Source organism: Paenibacillus sp. FSL H7-0442, from assembly GCF_038593105.1.
In the GTDB taxonomy this organism is placed as follows: domain Bacteria; phylum Bacillota; class Bacilli; order Paenibacillales; family Paenibacillaceae; genus Paenibacillus; species Paenibacillus polymyxa_D.
Window position 1 is genome coordinate 3,707,801 of record NZ_CP151963.1, and the last position, 19,863, is coordinate 3,727,663.

Sequence of the window (19,863 nt, forward strand, 5' to 3'; positions counted from 1 at the left end):
CAAATGCAAAATGAATCGCGTAATAAAATTTACACGGACTTCGGTTTAAAAGTGTGGCAACAGGTTGCGGCTGACGTGTCGGCCTTATCACGTTCTTCTGAACTGAAGCTTTCCCCCGCATATTCTTCTTTAAATTTTTTTCCGGCATGACCATCAACTTCAATCATGATCAAATCTGCCTTGCACAAGTTGTTTTCTCCCCAATAATGGCAATTGGCTACGCTACACTTAACGATTGGCTTGGCCTCTTGGCTCATGATCATCACCTCGGATTCATTGTCCCCCCGCTATCCTGCACCTATGCGTTTATGGTATATGGCAGTTGGTGACATACGAAAAAAGCCGCTTCCTTCACCTCCTCCAAAATGGCAGGAAGCAAGTAGAAAACGGCTTGCTTGTCTTGTTTTAGTTTTTGATTAGAAATGATCTTCCCCGTTGAATGCTTTAGGCATGAGTACGGCGAGTCTGCATCCGGCGCTGAGTCAAATAGTCACTTTCATAATAAGTCAGATCATCACGCAATTCTTCAAAATTTTTCGTAATGTCCATGATCACTTCGCGAGCGGCTGGCACTGGCGTTTTACGGAAGCGGATAGCATCTTGCCCCGTATACGCATAACGTCCATCCTCTGCGTAAGTTTCATTTTTGGGATAAAAAAAGCTGTTCACGCAGTCATGGTAAACGTTATACAATGCCTTTTCCGCAAAATCGACGTCAAAATTGGCACGGCGTAAAGCCACGCCCAACTTTTCATAAGATACTTCGGAAAAAACAAGGACATGACGGAGATCCGACAAAAAGCCTTTGTAAAAGAGCACGGACTCCTCATTGCTATCTGCAGCCAGTTGCGGCAGAGCATGCTCATTGAGGAATGTTTCCACCCGTTTCACGGCAGTTTTCAGTCTCTCCTGCGCCGACTCACATAATTTTTGTACGTTGACTGCTGACATCAAGGCAGCTCCCCCTTATTTGTTGCTTGTTCATCAATTTGGTTACCCGAAAATAGTCCCTTCTAACCGAAAGAGCTGTAATTTTCAGTATTTATCCTACCACAAATAAGCATTGAAAGGTATAAAAACATGCCAACCTCCTCACGCTAAACCATAAATTTATGATTACTCAAGGAGGACGGTCCCATGTCTCGGCGAAAATGGTTAAAACCCCTGCTAGGAGCAGCTGCCGGGGTGCTTCTCATCACACTGATGCTGCCTTCCCGTGATCACCGCCATACACCGCAGCCCCAATATACGGCCAAGATGGTGCCACAGCAAGAGAAGCAGCTCAAAAAAGGAATGTTGGCTTTGGACCTGTCTGCTACGGATACCCTCACACGCATGGATGCAAGGCAGGATATTCAATACGTGATGCGGGAACTTGATGGTAAAACTGCTGATCAGAAAAGGCAGTTTACCCGCACGCTACAGCAATCGCACAGTCATCTTCATACGTTACAGTGGATTCACACAAGCGACGGGAATACGAACACCTATACGGGCAGCAAAGCACAAACTCGTCTGCTCAGTCATCCTCAAATTAAAAGCAGCTTGGCTGCGGCTCGCCGTTCCGTCATGCAAAATAAATGCTACGAATCTGCTGCATTTCAGGCTGAAGGCGGTAAATATTTTGTCATGGCAGAACCATCGGCTGACGGAACATGCGGCGTTGCTGCTCTGGTCAGTCAGCAAGTATTGCGTGACGTGGAGAAGCATCAGCGGAAAAATTTGCGTTTGATTCCCTATCCAAAAGAAGGCAGCTACAAAATCGAATCCGTACATCCCGACACATTGCACGATATTACTGTCAAGACGGGCCACGACAACGAAAATGCAAGCCATTATTTTGAAAATGAAATTGTCGTTCGCTTCCATCATAATCCTGATTCACGACAACTGCAGGAAATTGCAGCAGATTTACACTGTGCGCCAGGCCGCAAGCTTGGTTATACCTATGTATTTCATTCGGATAAGATGAACTTTAAGGAGCTAAAGCAATATTTTTCAAGAAAGTGGAACCCGCTTTATACGGAACCTCACTATATGTATCTAACCAATGAGAGCACACCTATCAAAGCGGACAGCTCTATTCCCAATGATTTGCTCTTTTCCCGCTATCAATGGAATCTGCCGGCAACTGAAACCAACCGAGGTTGGAAATTAAGCAAAGGCAGCAAGGACGTAATTGTCGCTGTCGTAGATACGGGAGTAGATTTGAATCACCCCGACCTAAAAGGTCAAATCCTTTCAGGTCATAACGTGGTAAACCCGTCTGAAAAGCCTTATGATGACGTCGGTCATGGAACGCACGTCGCCGGCATCATTTCTGCCCTCGTGAATAATGGTGAGGGGGTCGCTGGCATGACATGGTACAACAAAGTCATGCCGATCAAGGTACTTGACCAATCCGGCTCCGGCACGACTTACTCGGTTGCAGAAGGTATTATCTGGGCAGCTGATCACGGTGCCAAGGTCATCAATTTGAGTCTGGGCAATTACGCACAAGCTGAATTTTTGCATGATGCGATCAAATACGCCTATGATAAAGATGTCGTATTAATCGCAGCCACAGGCAATGACAATACGGAACGACCTGGCTATCCAGCAGCGTATCCTGAAGTGTTTGCCGTTTCCGCTACAGATTCTTCTATGCACCGTGCATCCTTTTCTAACTATGGAGATTATGTAGACGTCATGGCTCCAGGTGCAAGTATTGCCAGTACGTACCCAGGGAATCAATATGCTGCACTGTCGGGCACTTCAATGGCCAGTCCCCATGTATCAGCACTTGCTGCCCTGATTCGATCCGTTAACCCCGATCTGACCAACAAAGAGGTTATGGATTTAATGAGAAGCAGCGTAATTGACTTGGGCACACCAGGGCATGACAAATATTTCGGATATGGTCAAATTGACGTGTATAAAGCGTTGAAAGCAGCACAACGTCCATATGTTCCTTTGCAATTCTATCCACAGCATTTAAGTGACAAGTTAAAATCTATTTTAAAGAAACTGGAAACGTAAGATTCCTTATTGGAAAAAAGCAGCCATGTTGCTCCATGGCTGCTTTTTTGGGCTTTATTAACGCTTGGAACTGCTGCGAACAGGACGCTTGCTATGACTGCGAGTATGACAGCAAGGTTCTCCAGGATCCTTTATACTCACCGGAAATACGTGATGTGGTACAGGTACAATGTGCGTCTGATTAACAATTTCAATTGGATGAACCACAGGCACGACTTGTGGGAAAAATTGATGATTTACAAATTGGATCGGCGGGCACACGATCGGGTCGTAAGGGCAATGACTCATAATGTGCAACTCCTTTCGGTGAATTAGTACAGCATATTAAGAAGGCATGTGCTGTGCTTGGATGTTTACCCCCTAATACAAATATCCCTTATAAAATAGGCTTCCGTTCAACAATGACCGAATGATCAAGCAGTTCGCCCAACAAACGGCACAGTTTGTGAAGACCTGTTATAAGTGTTTCCTTGTCCACATACGAAAAAGAAATACGGATATGATTACTGTCCATACCACCTGCATAGCACACTGCACCAGGTAAAAAGGAAACGCCTTCTCGGTCAGCCAGCCGCTCCAATTCTGGAATATCAACATTAGGAGGAAGCTTAATCCACACATTTAAGCCGCCTTCGGGAGCATACCAGCTAACCTCTGGCGGAGCATAGCGCTGGAGCGTATACAATGCGACTGTCAACCGATCCCGCATTTGTTCCCGCAACCAGACAAGATGTCGATCAAGACGGTTCCTGATAAAGGGCAATAGCGCTTTTTGCGTTAATAGAGGGCTCCCCAAATCCGTAGTAGACTTGGCAGCCACCAAACGATCCATTACACTGCCAGTGGCCGCTACACAAGCTATACGGCAGCCGGGAGCAACGGTTTTGCTAAAGCTTTTGATATATATCACATGTCCGGATTGATCATGTGCCTTGATAGAGAGTGGCGGCTTTGTTTTATAGTAGAGGTCAGAAAATGGATCATCCTCAACAATGAGGCAATGATAACTTTGAGCTAGATCCAATAATTGTGTGCGTCTGGCCGTCGTTAAAGTTACTCCGGTAGGATTATGAAAGGTGGGTATCGTGTAGATCAGTTTTGGGGGATGAGTATCACAAAGACGCGTGAGGATATCGATCCGCATGCCCTGCTCATCCATCGGAATCATAATTACTTTGGCACCACGACTGGTAAATACATCAATGGCCCCCGTATATGTAGGAGCCTCCATGTAGACAACATCTCCAGAACCAACAAAAGTACGTGCCACCAGGTCAATGCCCTGTTGGGCACCACTGGTCACGAGCAGCTGTTCTGCAACAGTGCATAGGCCACGTTCGTTCAGGTGATCTACAAACACTTCCCTCAGCGCTAAATCACCTTCAAAAGTACCGTATGCTGCCATTGCATCAGGATTTCCAGAGGATAGACGTTGAGTATCAGCGATGATTTCGCGTGTAGGAAGAAGCTCCGGTTGAATTGCTGCTATATGAAAAGAATAGGGAACCTGTCTGCTATGGTTAAAGTTTCTCCATAACTGTGCGCGTGGCAAATAATCGATCAGCGACATTTGCCATGACAAATCCTGCGCTCCCTCACGTTGAACAGCTACCGAAGGCTCTGCTACATAGCAACCTTTTCCCTGTGTACAGGTAACCAGATTAATAGACTCCAGCTCAGCATATGCCTTGCTTACAGTTACGGGACTTACCGCAAGCAAACTGGACAAATGACGGACAGAGGGAAGCTTTGTGCCCTGAGGCAACAGTCCAGACTGGATGCGATCTGCTAATGTTTTGGCAATCTGTAAATATAATTTAACACTGCTATTGCGGCTGAGATCAATATGCATCGGAACCGTCCCCTCCAAAAATCAACTGTTACATTTAGACGTTTACTGTTATACTTCATTATCGATATAATACAACAAATTTCATAGTACAGTATAGAACACAGGAGATGATTGGATTGGAACACAAATTTTCGGGTATGGCTCGTACTCAGGGCTCGTCCATGGTAAGGGACATTTTAAAGCTGACACAGGGAACAGATGTGTTATCTCTGGCAGGCGGCCTTCCTGCCGATGCCTTTTTCCCCATCGAAGCTGTTGCTAAAGCCTATGAGCAGGTATTTCGCCTCGGCGGTACTACCGCTCTTCAATACGGCCTAACCGAGGGCTACATTCCTCTACGGGAACGTCTTGCAGCAATCATGTCATCCCAAGGCATCTCCGTCACCAGAGATAACATCATCATGACGACGGGCTCACAGCAGACCATTGATCTGGTTTCGCGTGTATTGCTCGATCCGCAGGATACTGTATTGGTGGAGTCCCCTACTTATTTGGCAGCTCTTCAGGTATTTAATTCCTATGGTGCCAACATTGTAAGTGTAGATACAGACTCTAACGGTATGCGATTAGAAGATCTTGAAGCCAAGATCAAAAAACATCAGCCTAAATTCGTGTATGTCATCCCAACCTTCTCCAACCCGGCAGGAAGTGTTTGGAGTATGGAACGAAGAACAGGCGTTGTTGAAATATGCCGTAAATACGGCACTTTGATTTTTGAAGATGATCCTTACGGACGTCTTAAATTTGACGAAAACCTTAACTTTCCATCCCTTTTCTCAATCGATCAACAGCTAGGTGGAGACGGTCATGTGATGTACACTTCTACATTCTCCAAAACCGTCGCTCCTGGTGTTCGATCTGGTTGGCTGGTAGCTAATCAAGCGATTGTCGTTAAAGTCGCCAATGCCAAACAATCTGCCGATCTGCACTCCAGCAGTATTGATCAACGTGCTTTGAATGAGTTATTGGACTTTTTTGACTTGGACGGACATATTCGTACTGTGTCTGCTGAGTACCATACTCGTATGCTACGTCTCACGTCGCTGATGAAAGAACGCCAATGGGAAGGAATCACCTGGAATGATGCACTTGGCGGTATGTTTATGTGGGTTACTTTACCCGAGGGATTCCGTTCTGATCGGTTGCTGCAACTCGCAATTCAGGAAGGAGTGGCATTTGTGCCTGGACAAGTCTTCTATGCTGACCTAAGTGGCAGCAACCATATGCGAATCAACTTCACGCATACGGATCCTTCCTTGCTTCCAAAAGCAGTTGACCGATTGGATCGGGCACTGAAGATGTACACAGAGGAAAGTGTTGTAAACAGCGTGCGATGATGGAGTTGGCAGGACACGTACGTGAGGCCGCTTCACGAATCATTTGATTTTACGATCGCTGTTCCCTCTGATTCGTTTGGAATTTGAATAGCATGTTGGAATCTGGGACAAAGATGTACGCCTCGCCTCTGTAGATTCAAATGCGTTTGCTACGCTGACTACGTGCCTCATTCTCGAACGGTTTTACGGTAGAGAAGTAAAAATTAGGATGAAAGCCCACAGTAATTATGCTGGGGGCTTCATTCTAAGAATGCACTATATCTGCGTAAGTACGGTATGTTAAAAAGGGTGTGCCATCATTCCCACAGGAATATGACACACCCTTTTTAATTCAATAAATACATTTGGATTAAAGGCTTTCATGCAAACAGGTCATTTACAAAAGTTAAATTCATACTTTTTAAGGTGTTGCAGTGGGGAAAGTTTTCCGTAAGCCGGGTTCTGTGCTATTCGTGGTACAGACGGGAACTACCCTCCCACTACAAGCGACAATCATCTATCTAGGCCGAACATTGCTATCCAGCTCCAGCGACCAACCTAGACACGCCTCGGGCTAAGGCTGCTTCGCGAAGAAGCTGTGTCCCATTAGGTCTTGCTCCAGATGGGGTTTACCAGGAACGAAGTCACCAGCGTTCCTCGGGGTCTCTTACACCTCGGTTCCATCCTTGCCTGTGCCGCAAGCGGCCATCGGCGGTCCATTTCTGTGGCACTATCCTTCAACTCGCGCTGACTGGACGTTATCCAGCATCCTGCCCTATGGAGCCCGGACTTTCCTCTCGCGGCTTACGCCACCAGCGATTGTCTGTCAAACTTTCCGAACAACATTACATAGTATACAGGGAACGCGCGCATGATACAACCCTGAAAATATTGTAAAACGTATAGATCTCTGTTTACTTGCCCAAATAAAACGGATGTACCTTTCTCTGCAATGAATCATCCGCCACATAATAAGCAGACCTTCCCACGTATAGCGGGATAGAAAGCTTACTAAAATCAGGAACGTCCTCATCTAGGAACAGTTCATCATCTCGGTAGGTCTGCTGTATTTCACCGACGATCCAATCATGATCTCCATAGGTATGAATATCCACGACTTTACACTCATAAGCAAGATAAGCCTCCAGCAATATAGGCACATTGACTGAAATTCCATCCTCATATGCAATGCCAAACTGCTGAAACTTATCTACATCTTTACCACTAAAGGTACCTACAGCCTGAATCCATTCCGATCTGTGCGCAGGCAGAAACTGAATACCAAAGCCTCCGCTTTTCTCGATCAGTCCGTGAGAATATGTTTCCTTCCTCAGTGAAATGCCATACATGCCCGGTGATGATCCGATATAGGTATGCCAGCCTGAGGCCATTACATTATTTTCCCCCTCATAGCGGGAAGTAACAACAGCGACCATACCTGGATAGGCATGAATTGCAGAATCAGCTATCAGCGTCCGCATAGAACCTCTCCCTACGAAAAAAATAATAGAGCATCTTCATTTTCTCATAGATGTTGAGATTTTACAAAAATTGAAAAGGTTCGGTTTCTACCTGAGATACATGTACTTCCGTTGAATAACGACCTTCTACCAAGCGTTTGCGCATCCATTCTGCGGTTTTAGGCTTCATAATCTTTTCAGCATTATGTCCAGGGTCAATAATAGCAATCCCCGCCATCAGGGCATCGTGAGCCGTGTGATAGTCAATATCCCCTGTGACCAATACATCAGCACCTTTGAAAAGCGACTTATTCACATAGCGGCTGCCTGAGCCCCCAAGCACGGCTGCCTTTTTGATCATACGGTCCAAGTCGCCCACCACACGTACATGCTCCACGTTGAGGCCATTTTTCACAACATCGACAAACTCCCGTAGCGTGCGAGTTTCCTTAAGCTTGCCCACCCGTCCCAAACCAAAGGAACGGCCCTGCAAATCCATGTGATACAGGTCATAAGCCACCTCTTCATAAGGATGAGCCTTCAGCATCGCTTGAACAACTTTATTGCGTACACCCTGCGGTACAATGGTCTCAATACGAACCTCTTCACTACGTTCCATTTTACCCTGCTCACCCAAAAACGGCTGTGTGCCTTCACCCGGCACAAAAGTTCCATAGCCGTCAATGTTAAAGCTGCAATGGCTGTAGTTGCCGATATGTCCAGCTCCCGCCCCCAGTATGGCATCCAGTACCCGTTGATGATGTGTTTTGGGTACGAAAACAACAAGCTTGAATAATTGCTCGGTGTGAACATCCTCAAGCGTACCTTCACTTTGAATACCCAGTGCTTCTGCCATCCAGTCATTCATGCCGTCCTCAGCTGTATCCAGATTCGTATGACTGATGTAGACAGCAATATCATTCTTGATCAGTTTTTCATACAATCTACCCGCAGGCTGATCTGTGTTCAAAGCTTTAAGTGGGCGGAATATAATCGCATGATGCGCAATAATGAGGTCAGCTTTTATGCGGAGTGCCTCTTCGACAACCTCATCATTAACATCTAGGGCTACTAATATGCTTTTGATTTCCTTTTGCAGACTACCCAGCTGAAGCCCGATTCTATCGTCCGGAACTGCCAAGTATTTCGGAGCCAGCTGCTCCATATAGCTAATTACTGTCTGTCCTTTGGCAAACATGCAAGTACCTCCTCTAGCTGTTCAATTTGCTTGCGCAATTGCTCCCGCTTATGCTGTGCGGATTCCTGATCTGATCGTGCCACTTGTGCCAGCACATCCTCAAGCTTGCGAATCTCCAATTTCCATTTATAAAAAAAGATTTCATTCGGTGCTTTGACCAATAGTGGTCCGAGTTGCATCAACAAATCCGGTGTCAGTACCAGCGAACTATCGGGAATTTTCCATGGTTGATACAGCGCATCCTGTTTCAGTGGGCTTACCGAATCAGGTACTGCCGTCAGAATCTCATATATTTTCCCGTCTTCTTCCATAATATGTTCACTTGTTAGTACCCATTGATGTTCGATGAGCCAACGGCGTAAGATATCCTCTCCTACGTTAGGCTGTAGAACAAGTTGTTTCACTGAAACAAGCTTGTCTTTCCCTTGCTCTAAAATGGTAGCGATCAAGGCACCACCCATCCCGGCTATCGTAATAACATCAACTTCATCGACCTTAATTACAGCCAAGCCATCTCCCTTTCTAACCGCAATGCGATCCGTGAGACCTGCTTCGGCCACCTGCTTTTGAGCCGCACGCAACGGTCCATCATTGACTTCACCCGCCACAGCTTGCGGTACTCTGCCACTACGCACTGCGGCCACGGGGAGTAGTCCATGATCCGAGCCAATATCCGCAAGTCTGCTCCCGGCAGGTATTTGTTCCATAATATATTGTAATCGTTGAGAAAGTTTCATAACGTCACCCACGTAATCCATTTTTTTCGAGTCCAAAATAAAATTCCAACAACAAATGCCAACTTCAGTATGCTGTAAAACACCACATCTCCCGCCGCTTGATGGCGCAGGATAAACGTGTCTGCTTCAGCCATGAATGCTAGTGTCATGCCTATAGCGAAATAAACCAAAGCGAGACGCGGAAAGCGGCGATGTACCCACCAGCTTAACCAGATCAACAATACTGCGTGCAAAATCCAAAATGCCTCAAGCATCACTAAAGTTGCTGTAGGCCAGTAGCGGCCTATAAGGATCGCGTACACTAAAAGTAGCCCAGCAATGCCACAGTAATGAAGCAAGCTGATCCGCAAAGTTAATCCCACAAGACACCATACCACACCGCATAGGCCTACGAGCAAAAGAAACCAAACCTTAGCTTCACCTTGATGGAGCTGAATGATCCATACACCCGAACCCAACATAATCGCACTGCCTAAAGTGCTCAACATCGCACTCATACTCTTTTCAGAAGACCGCCAAAATGCGGCCACTCCATAGCAAATCGTAGTAACTGCACTCGCCGAGAATATTTGCATTGCCAACGGAAAAGCGGTAAAATAAAAACCGATCAAACAAATGCAGGAAATAATGACAAAACCAAGAAGCCAGGCGATCCCATGCCCGTGTCTAAGATATGTAAGCAGCCCGGTGTTGTTACGGTTCTGGCTCTGCGTCGGATCTTCGTCCTCCCGATACAGGTTAGACAAAAAATCGCAATATTGCTCAGGGAGCAGCCGACTTCGCCGCCAATGCTCAATTTCATGTAACAGTATTGCCCGCTTTTTCTCCTGGTCCAAGCTTCTTCCCCTCCACCAAGACTGCCATGAGATAAAAAAAGACCTCCTGCGCGCTTCAAGCCGCAGAAGGTCCGCAATGTAACGCTTCTATTCGAGGAAATCCTTCAGTCGCTTACTGCGGCTTGGATGGCGCAACTTACGTAGCGCTTTGGCCTCAATCTGACGAATACGTTCACGTGTAACACCAAACACTTTACCCACTTCTTCAAGGGTTCTGGTTCTTCCGTCGTCCAAACCAAAGCGGAGACGCAAAACATTCTCTTCCCGTTCGGTTAACGTATCCAGTACATCCTCGAGCTGTTCCTTCAGAAGTTCATAGGCAGCCGCATCTGCAGGCGCCAACGCTTCTTGATCCTCAATGAAATCCCCCAGATGTGAGTCATCCTCTTCACCAATTGGTGTTTCCAATGAAACCGGTTCTTGGGCAATTTTCATAATTTCCCGTACTTTTTCCACGCTCAGCTCCATTTCGGCAGCCACTTCCTCGGGCGTAGGTTCGCGCCCCAGCTCTTGCAACAGTTGACGCGATACGCGAATCAGCTTGTTGATCGTTTCCACCATATGCACCGGAATACGAATCGTTCTCGCCTGATCGGCTATCGCGCGCGTAATGGCCTGACGAATCCACCAGGTTGCATAGGTACTGAATTTAAAGCCTTTTTCGTAATCAAATTTTTCTACTGCCTTAATCAAACCCATATTACCTTCCTGAATCAGATCCAGGAAAAGCATTCCGCGACCAACATAACGTTTGGCAATACTTACAACCAGACGCAAGTTCGCTTCTGCCAACCGGCGCTTAGCTTCTTCATCGCCGTTATTGATCCGTTTGGCAAGCTCCACCTCATCATCAGCAGAAAGCAACGGTACACGACCGATTTCTTTCAAGTACATCCGGACTGGGTCATTAATTTTAATACCGGGAGGCAGGCTCAGATCGTCATCGAAATTAAAATCATCCCCATCATTGTTTTCCGGGTCGTCATTTTGACGCAATCTGGTAACTTCTTCGTCGTTGTCATTCACAACCTCAATCCCCAAGTCACCCAGCTGCTCATAAAACTCATCCATTTGCTCGGGGTCCTGATCAAACGGCGATAGTTTTTCCATGATATCTTTGTAGTTCAGAGAAGAACTTTTTTTACCCAACTCAATCAGTTGATCTTTAACCTGATCCAGTGTTAGTTCCGTCTCCAGTTCAGTATGCTGATCATTCGCCATCTTTCGACTCCCTCCTCCCTAGAAACATCCGACCTCTGTGTGTTCATTGTCTCTCTAGGGCTATAATCTCACTTGCAATTTGTGCTGCGCGCAGAAAGTCACCTAAGCGCTCAGCGGCTCTCATTTCTTCCCTCTTCAAATCCAGTTGCTCCTGCAATGGAAATTTTCGCACTTGATGAATATAATCATCCAAAATGTGCGGTGCCCATACGCCTGGAGCATCCATCATCATGATCGAACTTACGTTCTTCTCCAGTCGGTCGTCTTGCAAAGATGAAATAAAACGGCTTGTATCCGGTAACTTCCCTTGCGCGTAATAGGCATATAGATAAGCAGCAATTGCTGCATGATCCTCAATATTAAAGGCGTCGCCCAGATGCTTTTCTACATACTCTGCAGCTTCTAAATCCTGCATCATCCAGTGAAGCAGTCTGCGTTCAGCCACATGGTAAGCCGGCAACAGATTAGGTGTGGAGACCTGCCCTTTTTTATGCCTACCATTATTCCACCCATTTTCGTTATTATCCCCAAAGTTCTGTTTTTTTTGCAGGGATTGACGCAGTAAATTGCATTCTTGCTTCAAGGTTTCAAAATCCACCTTGACTTCGGCTGACACTTCGCGCAGATACACTTCCCGCTCGGTCGGGGATGACAGAGGTGCAATGACATTTAATGCTTCGCGGGAATACGCGATTCTTCCTTCTTCCTCTTGCAGTATATGGTTTTTTTTCAGATATATAAGCTTAAATTTCACCGTTGAAACAGCACTTTCGATAATTTGGCGCTGGAATCGTTCGCCGCCGTATTGCCGGATAAAATCATCCGGGTCCATACCGTCACTGACCAGCGCTACTTTCACGTGAAGCCCCGCATTTTCCAACAGCGGAAAATTTTTAAGCGCAGCAGCTTGTCCTGCCCGGTCACCATCATAACAAATAATGACCTCGTCGCACAGTCCTTTTAACATCGTAGCATGGTGCTCTGTTAGAGCAGTGCCCATGGCGGCCACCCCATTTTGTACGCCAGCTTCCCATGCCGAGATGACATCACCGTAGCCTTCAAAAAGAACACTTTGGCGAAGCTTGCGAATTGAGGTTTTAGCATGATGGAGATTGTACAGCGTTCGGCTCTTATTGAATAGCTTGGTCTCCGGTGAATTCAAATACTTCGGCTGTCCCTCACCAAGTATACGGCCTGCAAAGGCAATGACTTTTCCGTTGCGATTCCAAATGGGAAACATGATACGATCTCTGAATCGATCCACATATCCATCACCCTCATGCCGGGGAGAAATAAGCCCTCCCTTTTCCATCTCCACGGGATCAAAAGAACGCTTATCCAGAAACTGAACGATCGTATCCCATCGGTTGGGTGCATAGCCAATTTGAAATTGATCAATGATCTTGTCACTGAATCCTCGTGAGCGCAAGTATTCCATAGCTGGTTTGCCGTGCTCCGTATTTTTAAGCAAAAAATGGTACATCTTAGAAGTTAACTCATACGCTTGCAACAGCCTGTCCAACTCAGGATGCTGATGCGATGAATCACGTCCCTGCCATTCGCCGAGCGGGATATGACTTTCTTCTGCCATTGTCCTGACAGCTTCGGGAAAGGATAGTCCTTCGATTTCCATCATAAACTTGATGGCATTGCCTCCCGCGCCGCAGCCGTAGCAGTAAAAAATCTGACGATCCGGTGTCACGGTGAATGAAGGGGTTTTTTCGGAATGAAAAGGACAGAGGCCTTTCATATATTTCCCCTGCTTGGTCAAATGCACGTACTTGCTTACCGTATCTACAATATCATGATGTTGTAAAACTGACTCAATGATATCGTCCGGTATGTTACCTTGTCCGGCACTCATATTAACCACCTTCATCTCTTTAGCACGTAAATATAATTCGATACCGTTACTCATTCTCCTGCAAGCGAAGTAAAAGTTTTGTCAGTTTATGTTGAAAAACTTCACGATCCTCTAATGAAAACGGTTTAGGGCCTTTTCCATAACGTCCCTTTTTCCGTTCTTTGGCAGAAGTATGACGTCGGTCAAGCATGAAATCTATCGAATCGTTTCGATACATAGCTCCGCGAAAAGACATCACTTCACAACCTTTTGCCAAGGCAAGTGCAGCAAGACCATAATCATTGGTGGTTACAATATCTCCGCGGCGGATATGATTGGCAATATAGAGATCGGCACTTTGGTCGCTTCGGTCTACTTTAACGACGCTTACACCTTTGCTGCCCTGAATGAGATGATCATATGAAGATACCATAATAACCTCAATATGAAAACGGGAAGCTATCTCCGCAATTTCACTTTTAACAGGACAAGCGTCCCCGTCAACAACGATCCTCACACCCAGTAAAGTTCCGGTTCCCCCCATAAGCATCCCCCATCCGCATTCGAGTAAAATACGGAACGGCTGCAAGATTACTCTTACACCGTTCCGTATATTTATACCCATTTTTTCAAGTTGTTCATACTACCACAACTGACGTTTAAACTACAAGCTTGGAAAAATCGGCAAAACACTTCAGTTCTGAGTCAATAACAGCCAGCAATGCCAAACGATTATTACGAACAGCGTCATCCTCAGCCATAACCATAACGGAATCAAAGAACGCCGTTACCGCAGGGGTAATGGATGAAGCTAGCGCTAACGCCCGTGTCGCATCACCTTCCTGTAAAGCTACGCTGTAAGATTCATAAGCGCTATACCATGCTTCGTAAAGCGTTTTTTCGCCTTGTTCCGTAAACTCACCCGTATTAACTGATTTATGCACTGCTTTAGCAGCCAGATTACCTACACGATTAAAGGACTCAACTGTTGCTTTGAATACCTCACCTGTTTGTACGGCAGTCATTAACGCAGCTCCACGGTTAACAACGGAAGCAACGTCGTCATATCCAGCTGCAAGCACAGCATCCACAACGTCATAACGAAGTGTCTCAGACAATAGTTTCTTCACGCGTAATCCAAAAAACTCATGTAATTCTTTACGTATTTCATCCGCGGAACGTTTCATATTTCCAAGATTGCCGTGCACATCGAGCGCGATATTGAACACATCAGACAACGTAGCTGAAAGCTTACGATCCAACAAAATCTGCACAATACCTGCTGCCTGGCGACGAAGCGCGTAAGGGTCCTGTGAACCTGTTGGAATAATACCGATGGAGAAGCAGCCTGTAATAGTATCTATCTTGTCTGCGATACTTACAATCGCTCCAGCATTCGTTGAAGGAACCGTTTCTCCTGCATAACGCGGCTGGTAATGCTCAAACACCGCTCTTGCCACTTCTTCCTTCTCTCCAGCCTTACGAGCATAATCCTCACCCATCACACCTTGCAGTTCCGGGAACTCATATACCATTTGTGTTACCAGGTCAAATTTACAAATATCCGCTGCTCGACTAACCGATTCCTGTGTATCTGGAGAAACGCGAAGCTTCTCTGCCAGAGCATCAGCAATACGGCGGATCCGGCGCACTTTGTCTCCAACCGTTCCCAGCTCTTCGTGGAAGATGATACTTTCCAGTTTGGAGAGTGCATCCTTAATTTCCAGCTTCTGATCTTCTTCATAAAAGAATTTGGCATCAGACAGCCGCGCACGCAATACTTTTTCATTCCCTTTAGCAATGACTTCCAGCGATTGACTTCCTCCGTTACGTACCGTAACAAAATATGGCAGTAGCTCTCCTGTGCGATCCAGCACTGGAAAATAGCGTTGATGTTCACGCATGGAAGTAATGAGTACATCCTTCGGAATGTTCAGGAACGCAGGATCAAAACCTCCGAACAGTACTGTTGGGGTTTCCACCAAATACAGCACTTCTTCCAGCAAATCATCTTTTACCGCAATCGTCCAATCTTTTTCGGCAGCCAGCGCTTCAATCTGCTTCACGATAAGCGATTGACGTTCCTCAATGTCCACAATGACATGCTGCTTGCGAAGCACTTCAACATAGTCGGCTGGACTTTCTACTACGGCATCCTGTCCCAGGAAACGATGCCCTCTTGTCACATTTCCTGACTGCACGCCGGCAATCTCCAAATTAACAATATCGTTACCAAACAAGGCAATCAACCAGCGGATCGGACGAACAAATTTAAAGTCATAACTCGCCCAGCGCATAAATTTTGGGAATGTCATGGCATGTAAAATGTGCAATAAACCTTCGGACAGCACTTCCGCTGTTGGTACACCTATGCTGCTCTTAGTTGCGTAAATATATTCGACGCCTCCAAGCTCCTTGAACGTGAACTGTTCAGGATCAACACCTTGGCTACGAGCAAAGCCTAGTGCAGCCTTGCTCCAGTTACCAGCTTCGTCGAGTGCGATTTTGCGGGAAGGACCTTTAACTTCTTCGTTAATATCTTCTTGCTTCTCCGCTACTTCCTTGACAAGTACCGCCAAACGGCGAGGTGTAGCATAAGCCTCTACAGCACCATAAGCAATACGCGAGCTGTCAAGCCACGCCGTCATACGCTGCTTCAACTGCTGAATTGCATTCGGGATAAAACGTGCAGGGACTTCTTCCAATCCGATCTCAAACAATAAATCCTTAGACATTTGCCGCACCTCCTTTCTTCAACAGCGGGAAGCCCAGCTTCTCGCGCTCCTCCAGATAGGTCGCAGCCACCTGACGCGCCAAATTGCGCACTCGTATAATAAACCCAGTCCGTTCCGTCACACTGATCGCTCCGCGAGCGTCCAGCAAGTTGAACGCATGAGAACATTTCAGCACATAATCATAGGCTGGAAATACAAGATGCTGCGCCATCGCTTTATTTGCCTCTTCTTCGTACATATTGAAAAGAGTAAAGAGCATTTTGACGTCAGATACTTCGAACGTATACTTGGAATGCTCAAATTCAGGCTGGTGGAAGACATCACCGTACGTGATTCCATTGACCCACTCCAAATCGAACACATTCTCCTTGTCCTGGATGTAGGAAGCAAGACGTTCCATACCATACGTGATTTCTACCGCAACCGGACTGGCATCAATACCGCCCACTTGCTGGAAATAGGTGAATTGGGTAATTTCCATACCGTCCAGCCATACTTCCCAACCTAAGCCCCACGCTCCCAACGTCGGTGCTTCCCAGTTGTCTTCAACGAAACGAATATCATGCTCCAGAGGGTTAATGCCCAAACGGCTCAAACTCTCCAAATACAATTCCTGAATGTTATCCGGTGAAGGCTTCAAAACGACTTGGAACTGATGATGCTGATACAGGCGATTCGGGTTCTCACCATAACGTCCGTCTGACGGACGACGAGAAGGCTCAACATAAGCTACATTCCACGGCTCAGGTCCGATCGAACGTAAATACGTCATTGGGTTCATCGTGCCTGCCCCTTTTTCCGTGTCATACGGCTGTACAATAATACAGTTGTGTTCAGCCCAAAATTGTTGCAGCGTTAAAATCATCTGCTGAAAATTCATTGGTACACGCTCCCTTTCCACTTCTCTCAAATGTTGGTGATTTCTTCTCATTAAGCTCGTATGTACAGGGCTATTTTATCCCAAAAGCCTTGCTAGAGACAGCAAAAAGCCCCCGCCTCTACGCCTGTACAGACGTAGGGACGAGAGCTGACTCCCGCGGTTCCACCCTACTTGATTGCGATCCTATATCACCAATCAGATCGTAATCCTCTTTTCCGTGTCCATTCAGACGCTCCCGAGTGCCTTGTTCACGAAGAATTCCCGCTGGGCTTACACCGTCCCCAACTCGCTAATTACAGAGAATACATCCCGCTACTTTCTCGTTCAATGCATCTGCTCCCGAAGGAGATATATAGTAGGATATTACACGGTTTCAGCAATACAGTCAAGAGAATAGGGCGTTTCACATATCGTATTTGTCGAGCTGATCCAAGAAATTGCGGGATTTCAGCTTGACCTCCAACTGCATATCCATGAACTGACGCATGACATGTTTGATCTCCAGCTTGGTGGAGTCCTTCACGTCAATGTTGCCGAGCCGATTCAAATCCATTCTGGCGAACAAGCGCAGCAACTTCAATGTACGTGGAGTCACGCTCAATGCCGCTGGATCAAAATGCTTGTAGCTCCGACACAAAACTCCGCCTAGTCTCGGACTGACAAACATATCTTCATCAGCACATTGTTGACCACTTGAAATACATGCATCAAGCTGAGGAGCATATCCGGCCGCCTGCAATATTTTAAATTCATAAATACTCATGACGATCAGCGGATCTTTGCCACTCTCCAGCGCCTCCAAACATGCTTTTAGCTGCTTAAACCAGAACGCACCTGTTTCCTCATCCTGTAACACCCGATCGAGTAATTCACAAGCATAGGAAGCGTAAGCAGCCTTAGTAATATCCTCGCGTAATGTATGGTGGGATTGGATGATTTCACCGGCATTCAACGTGCCTAAGCCTGTGTTTCGAAAAAAAACGAATTCACCGTACGTAAACGGCTGCGTTAAAGCAGCGTGACGGCTTTTGGACTTTTTTGCACCTCTGACCAGCACGCCTGCTTTGCCTCCGCTTTCGGTGCAAAGCGTAATAATTTTGTTCCCCTCACCGTAATCCATGCTGCGGATGACGATTCCTTCCACCCTGTAAAGCATGCCTCTTCCCCCAAACATTCGCGAAGAAGCCAGTGGCTTGTACTATTCACGGGCTTCTTCATGCTCGTCCGACTCTCCTTCATCCGTATCTTGCTCCCTTGTCATGGCGCTCTCCCGGTATAACAGATACGCACCGACATCTCCAGTCATCGCAAAATACTTCCACGAAAAATCTCGCAATCGTATTCATCCTCTCTTCGGAAATGACGTTTGCATCTCAAAATTAGGATGATGCGAAGAGAAGGGAAGTATGCGATGAAATAAATGGATTGCGTTAAAAAAGGCTGCTGTATGTAGAATGGAATACGCTTCGCAAATGATTTGATCTTACGATCGCTGTTACCCCCGAATTTATTTGAATGTAAAACATACAAAGGGTTAAATTCGGGGGTAAAGGCGAACGCTATCGCTTCTTCAGATTCAAATCCTTCGCTCCGCACATCGTGCATACAAGGCCTTTTTTAAAGCACACCTATTTCATCGCTGGAAGAAAAGGATAAAAAGAGCAAGAAGTTAAGCGCCGCACATACGCGGCGCTTTAAATGATCAGGAGACTATTACTATCTCAGCCAAGAGATCGGGACGGCTTTTTTATGATGCTTACTACAACTATACATATTTATATAATATCAATTTTTAACCTCAATAAACCCTTGAACTAAAGTGACGTAGAATCGAGTTCTGTTTTTAAGCGTCGCGATGAAAGCCAAGGTCACGAAGGACGCGTTCCTGGTTGCGCCAGTCTTTTTTGACCTTAACCCAAAGTTCCAGGAAAATCTTGGAGCCTAACAGGTTTTGGATATCCTGGCGTGCCTGTTTGCCCACTTCTTTGAGCATGGCTCCCTGTTTGCCGATAATAATCCCCTTCTGGGAGTCACGTTCTACAAAAATAACAGCCATAATATGCACTACACCATTATCCTGCACTTTCATGTCTTCAATCATAACCGCAATAGAATGGGGTACTTCCTCACGTGTCATATGCAGAATTTTTTCACGCACCAGCTCGGCAATGACAAACTGTTCTGGATGATCGGTAATTTGATCATCCGGATAATATTGCGGACCTTCTGGTAAGTATTTTTGCACCTGCTCCAGCAGGGTGTTTACATTGTTGCCCATTTTGGCCGAGATGGGTACGATTTCTGCAAAGTCGTACAACTTGCGATACTGCTCAATCAGGGGTAACAATGCTTCTGGCTCAATACGATCAATTTTATTCAGCACCAAAATAACTGGCGTTTTTACTTGTTTAAGCTGTTCCGCAATAAAACGGTCGCCACCGCCTAGACCTTCAGCAGCGTCAATAAGAAAAAGTACCGCTTCTACTTCACCCAACGTATTAAAAGCAGTCTGATTCATGTAATCGCCTAATTTTGACTGACGCTTATGAATCCCGGGTGTATCCAAAAATACAATTTGCGTGTCCTCTGTAGTAAATACGCCGTGAATTTTGTTGCGTGTAGTTTGTGGCTTGTCTGACATAATGGCGATCTTCTGCCCAATGACGTGGTTCATCAGTGTTGATTTTCCGACATTAGGTCTGCCAACAATTGCGACAAAGCCTGATTTAAAGTGTTTCTTAGCCATTTCATTTCCTCCAGCGCGATT

Annotated in this window: 18 protein-coding genes and 1 other RNA gene; 2 read left to right on the forward strand and 17 right to left on the reverse strand. The window is 46.1% G+C overall.

Going from position 1 to position 19,863, the window contains the following annotated elements:
- Positions 1 to 29 precede the first annotated feature (29 nt).
- The gene (locus MHH57_RS16340) at positions 30 to 257 is read right to left on the reverse strand and encodes a DUF1540 domain-containing protein (protein WP_029517777.1); all 228 of its coding nucleotides are present in this window, start codon (positions 255 to 257) and stop codon (positions 30 to 32) included.
- A 187-nt stretch (positions 258 to 444) separates the two neighbouring features.
- A complete protein-coding gene (locus tag MHH57_RS16345) occupies positions 445 to 951 on the reverse strand; it encodes a YpuI family protein (protein ID WP_342434303.1) in 507 nt (168 codons plus the stop codon).
- Between the two features lie 186 nt (positions 952 to 1,137).
- Here MHH57_RS16345 and MHH57_RS16350 point away from each other — a divergent pair, with 186 nt between their 5' ends.
- The gene (locus MHH57_RS16350; RefSeq protein WP_342434304.1) at positions 1,138 to 3,018 is read left to right on the forward strand and encodes a S8 family peptidase; all 1,881 of its coding nucleotides are present in this window, start codon (positions 1,138 to 1,140) and stop codon (positions 3,016 to 3,018) included.
- Between the two features lie 57 nt (positions 3,019 to 3,075).
- Here the strand turns inward: MHH57_RS16350 and MHH57_RS16355 are convergent, their stop codons facing one another.
- Positions 3,076 to 3,306 carry a hypothetical protein gene (locus tag MHH57_RS16355; RefSeq protein WP_080658632.1) on the reverse strand — a complete coding sequence of 77 codons (231 nt, stop codon included), beginning with the start codon at positions 3,304 to 3,306 and terminating at the stop codon, positions 3,076 to 3,078.
- An 88-nt stretch (positions 3,307 to 3,394) separates the two neighbouring features.
- Positions 3,395 to 4,870: a PLP-dependent aminotransferase family protein gene (locus tag MHH57_RS16360; protein WP_029517780.1), complete on the reverse strand. Its 1,476-nt coding sequence runs from the start codon at positions 4,868 to 4,870 to the stop codon at positions 3,395 to 3,397.
- Between the two features lie 116 nt (positions 4,871 to 4,986).
- Between MHH57_RS16360 and MHH57_RS16365 the strand changes: the two genes are divergently transcribed.
- The gene (locus tag MHH57_RS16365; protein ID WP_029517781.1) at positions 4,987 to 6,207 is read left to right on the forward strand and encodes a PLP-dependent aminotransferase family protein; all 1,221 of its coding nucleotides are present in this window, start codon (positions 4,987 to 4,989) and stop codon (positions 6,205 to 6,207) included.
- Between the two features lie 415 nt (positions 6,208 to 6,622).
- Here MHH57_RS16365 and rnpB read toward each other — a convergent pair.
- The 13 genes from rnpB to era all read right to left on the reverse strand — a co-directional run bounded on the left by rnpB (position 6,623) and on the right by era (position 19,842).
- An RNA gene (gene rnpB / locus MHH57_RS16370) (RNase P RNA component class A) lies at positions 6,623 to 7,021 on the reverse strand.
- A gap of 79 nt (positions 7,022 to 7,100) precedes the next feature.
- Complete coding sequence (locus tag MHH57_RS16375; RefSeq protein ID WP_029517782.1) at positions 7,101 to 7,667, reverse strand: flavin reductase family protein; 567 nt, start codon at positions 7,665 to 7,667, stop codon at positions 7,101 to 7,103.
- Between the two features lie 61 nt (positions 7,668 to 7,728).
- Positions 7,729 to 8,844: a Nif3-like dinuclear metal center hexameric protein gene (locus MHH57_RS16380; RefSeq protein WP_165149059.1), complete on the reverse strand. Its 1,116-nt coding sequence runs from the start codon at positions 8,842 to 8,844 to the stop codon at positions 7,729 to 7,731.
- A complete protein-coding gene (locus MHH57_RS16385; protein ID WP_029517784.1) occupies positions 8,820 to 9,581 on the reverse strand; it encodes a tRNA (adenine(22)-N(1))-methyltransferase TrmK in 762 nt (253 codons plus the stop codon). The genes MHH57_RS16380 and MHH57_RS16385 overlap by 25 nt, the downstream gene beginning before the upstream one ends.
- Positions 9,578 to 10,417: a hypothetical protein gene (locus MHH57_RS16390; RefSeq protein ID WP_209949500.1), complete on the reverse strand. Its 840-nt coding sequence runs from the start codon at positions 10,415 to 10,417 to the stop codon at positions 9,578 to 9,580. Before MHH57_RS16390 ends, MHH57_RS16385 begins: the two co-directional genes overlap by 4 nt.
- 87 nt (positions 10,418 to 10,504) lie before the next feature.
- Entirely contained in the window at positions 10,505 to 11,638 is a 1,134-nt protein-coding gene (gene rpoD, locus MHH57_RS16395; protein WP_007431230.1) for an RNA polymerase sigma factor RpoD, read from the reverse strand.
- A 43-nt stretch (positions 11,639 to 11,681) separates the two neighbouring features.
- Complete coding sequence (gene dnaG / locus MHH57_RS16400) at positions 11,682 to 13,556, reverse strand: DNA primase (RefSeq protein ID WP_029517786.1); 1,875 nt, start codon at positions 13,554 to 13,556, stop codon at positions 11,682 to 11,684.
- Complete coding sequence (locus MHH57_RS16405; RefSeq protein WP_029517787.1) at positions 13,549 to 14,025, reverse strand: YaiI/YqxD family protein; 477 nt, start codon at positions 14,023 to 14,025, stop codon at positions 13,549 to 13,551. Before MHH57_RS16405 ends, dnaG begins: the two co-directional genes overlap by 8 nt.
- Positions 14,026 to 14,140: 115 nt before the next feature.
- Positions 14,141 to 16,216, reverse strand: a complete 2,076-nt coding sequence (glyS, locus tag MHH57_RS16410; protein ID WP_342434305.1) for a glycine--tRNA ligase subunit beta — start codon at positions 16,214 to 16,216, stop codon at positions 14,141 to 14,143.
- Positions 16,209 to 17,096, reverse strand: coding sequence for a glycine--tRNA ligase subunit alpha (gene glyQ / locus MHH57_RS16415; protein ID WP_023989480.1), 888 nt, complete (start codon positions 17,094 to 17,096; stop codon positions 16,209 to 16,211). Before glyQ ends, glyS begins: the two co-directional genes overlap by 8 nt.
- A 403-nt stretch (positions 17,097 to 17,499) precedes the next feature.
- The gene (recO, locus tag MHH57_RS16420) at positions 17,500 to 18,252 is read right to left on the reverse strand and encodes a DNA repair protein RecO (RefSeq protein WP_013311133.1); all 753 of its coding nucleotides are present in this window, start codon (positions 18,250 to 18,252) and stop codon (positions 17,500 to 17,502) included.
- A gap of 42 nt (positions 18,253 to 18,294) precedes the next feature.
- Entirely contained in the window at positions 18,295 to 18,432 is a 138-nt protein-coding gene (locus MHH57_RS16425; RefSeq protein WP_080658633.1) for a YqzL family protein, read from the reverse strand.
- Positions 18,433 to 18,939: 507 nt separating this feature from the next.
- Positions 18,940 to 19,842 (reverse strand): GTPase Era, encoded by a 903-nt coding sequence (gene era, locus MHH57_RS16430; RefSeq protein ID WP_029517791.1) that lies wholly within the window; start codon positions 19,840 to 19,842, stop codon positions 18,940 to 18,942.
- Positions 19,843 to 19,863: the final 21 nt, after the last annotated feature.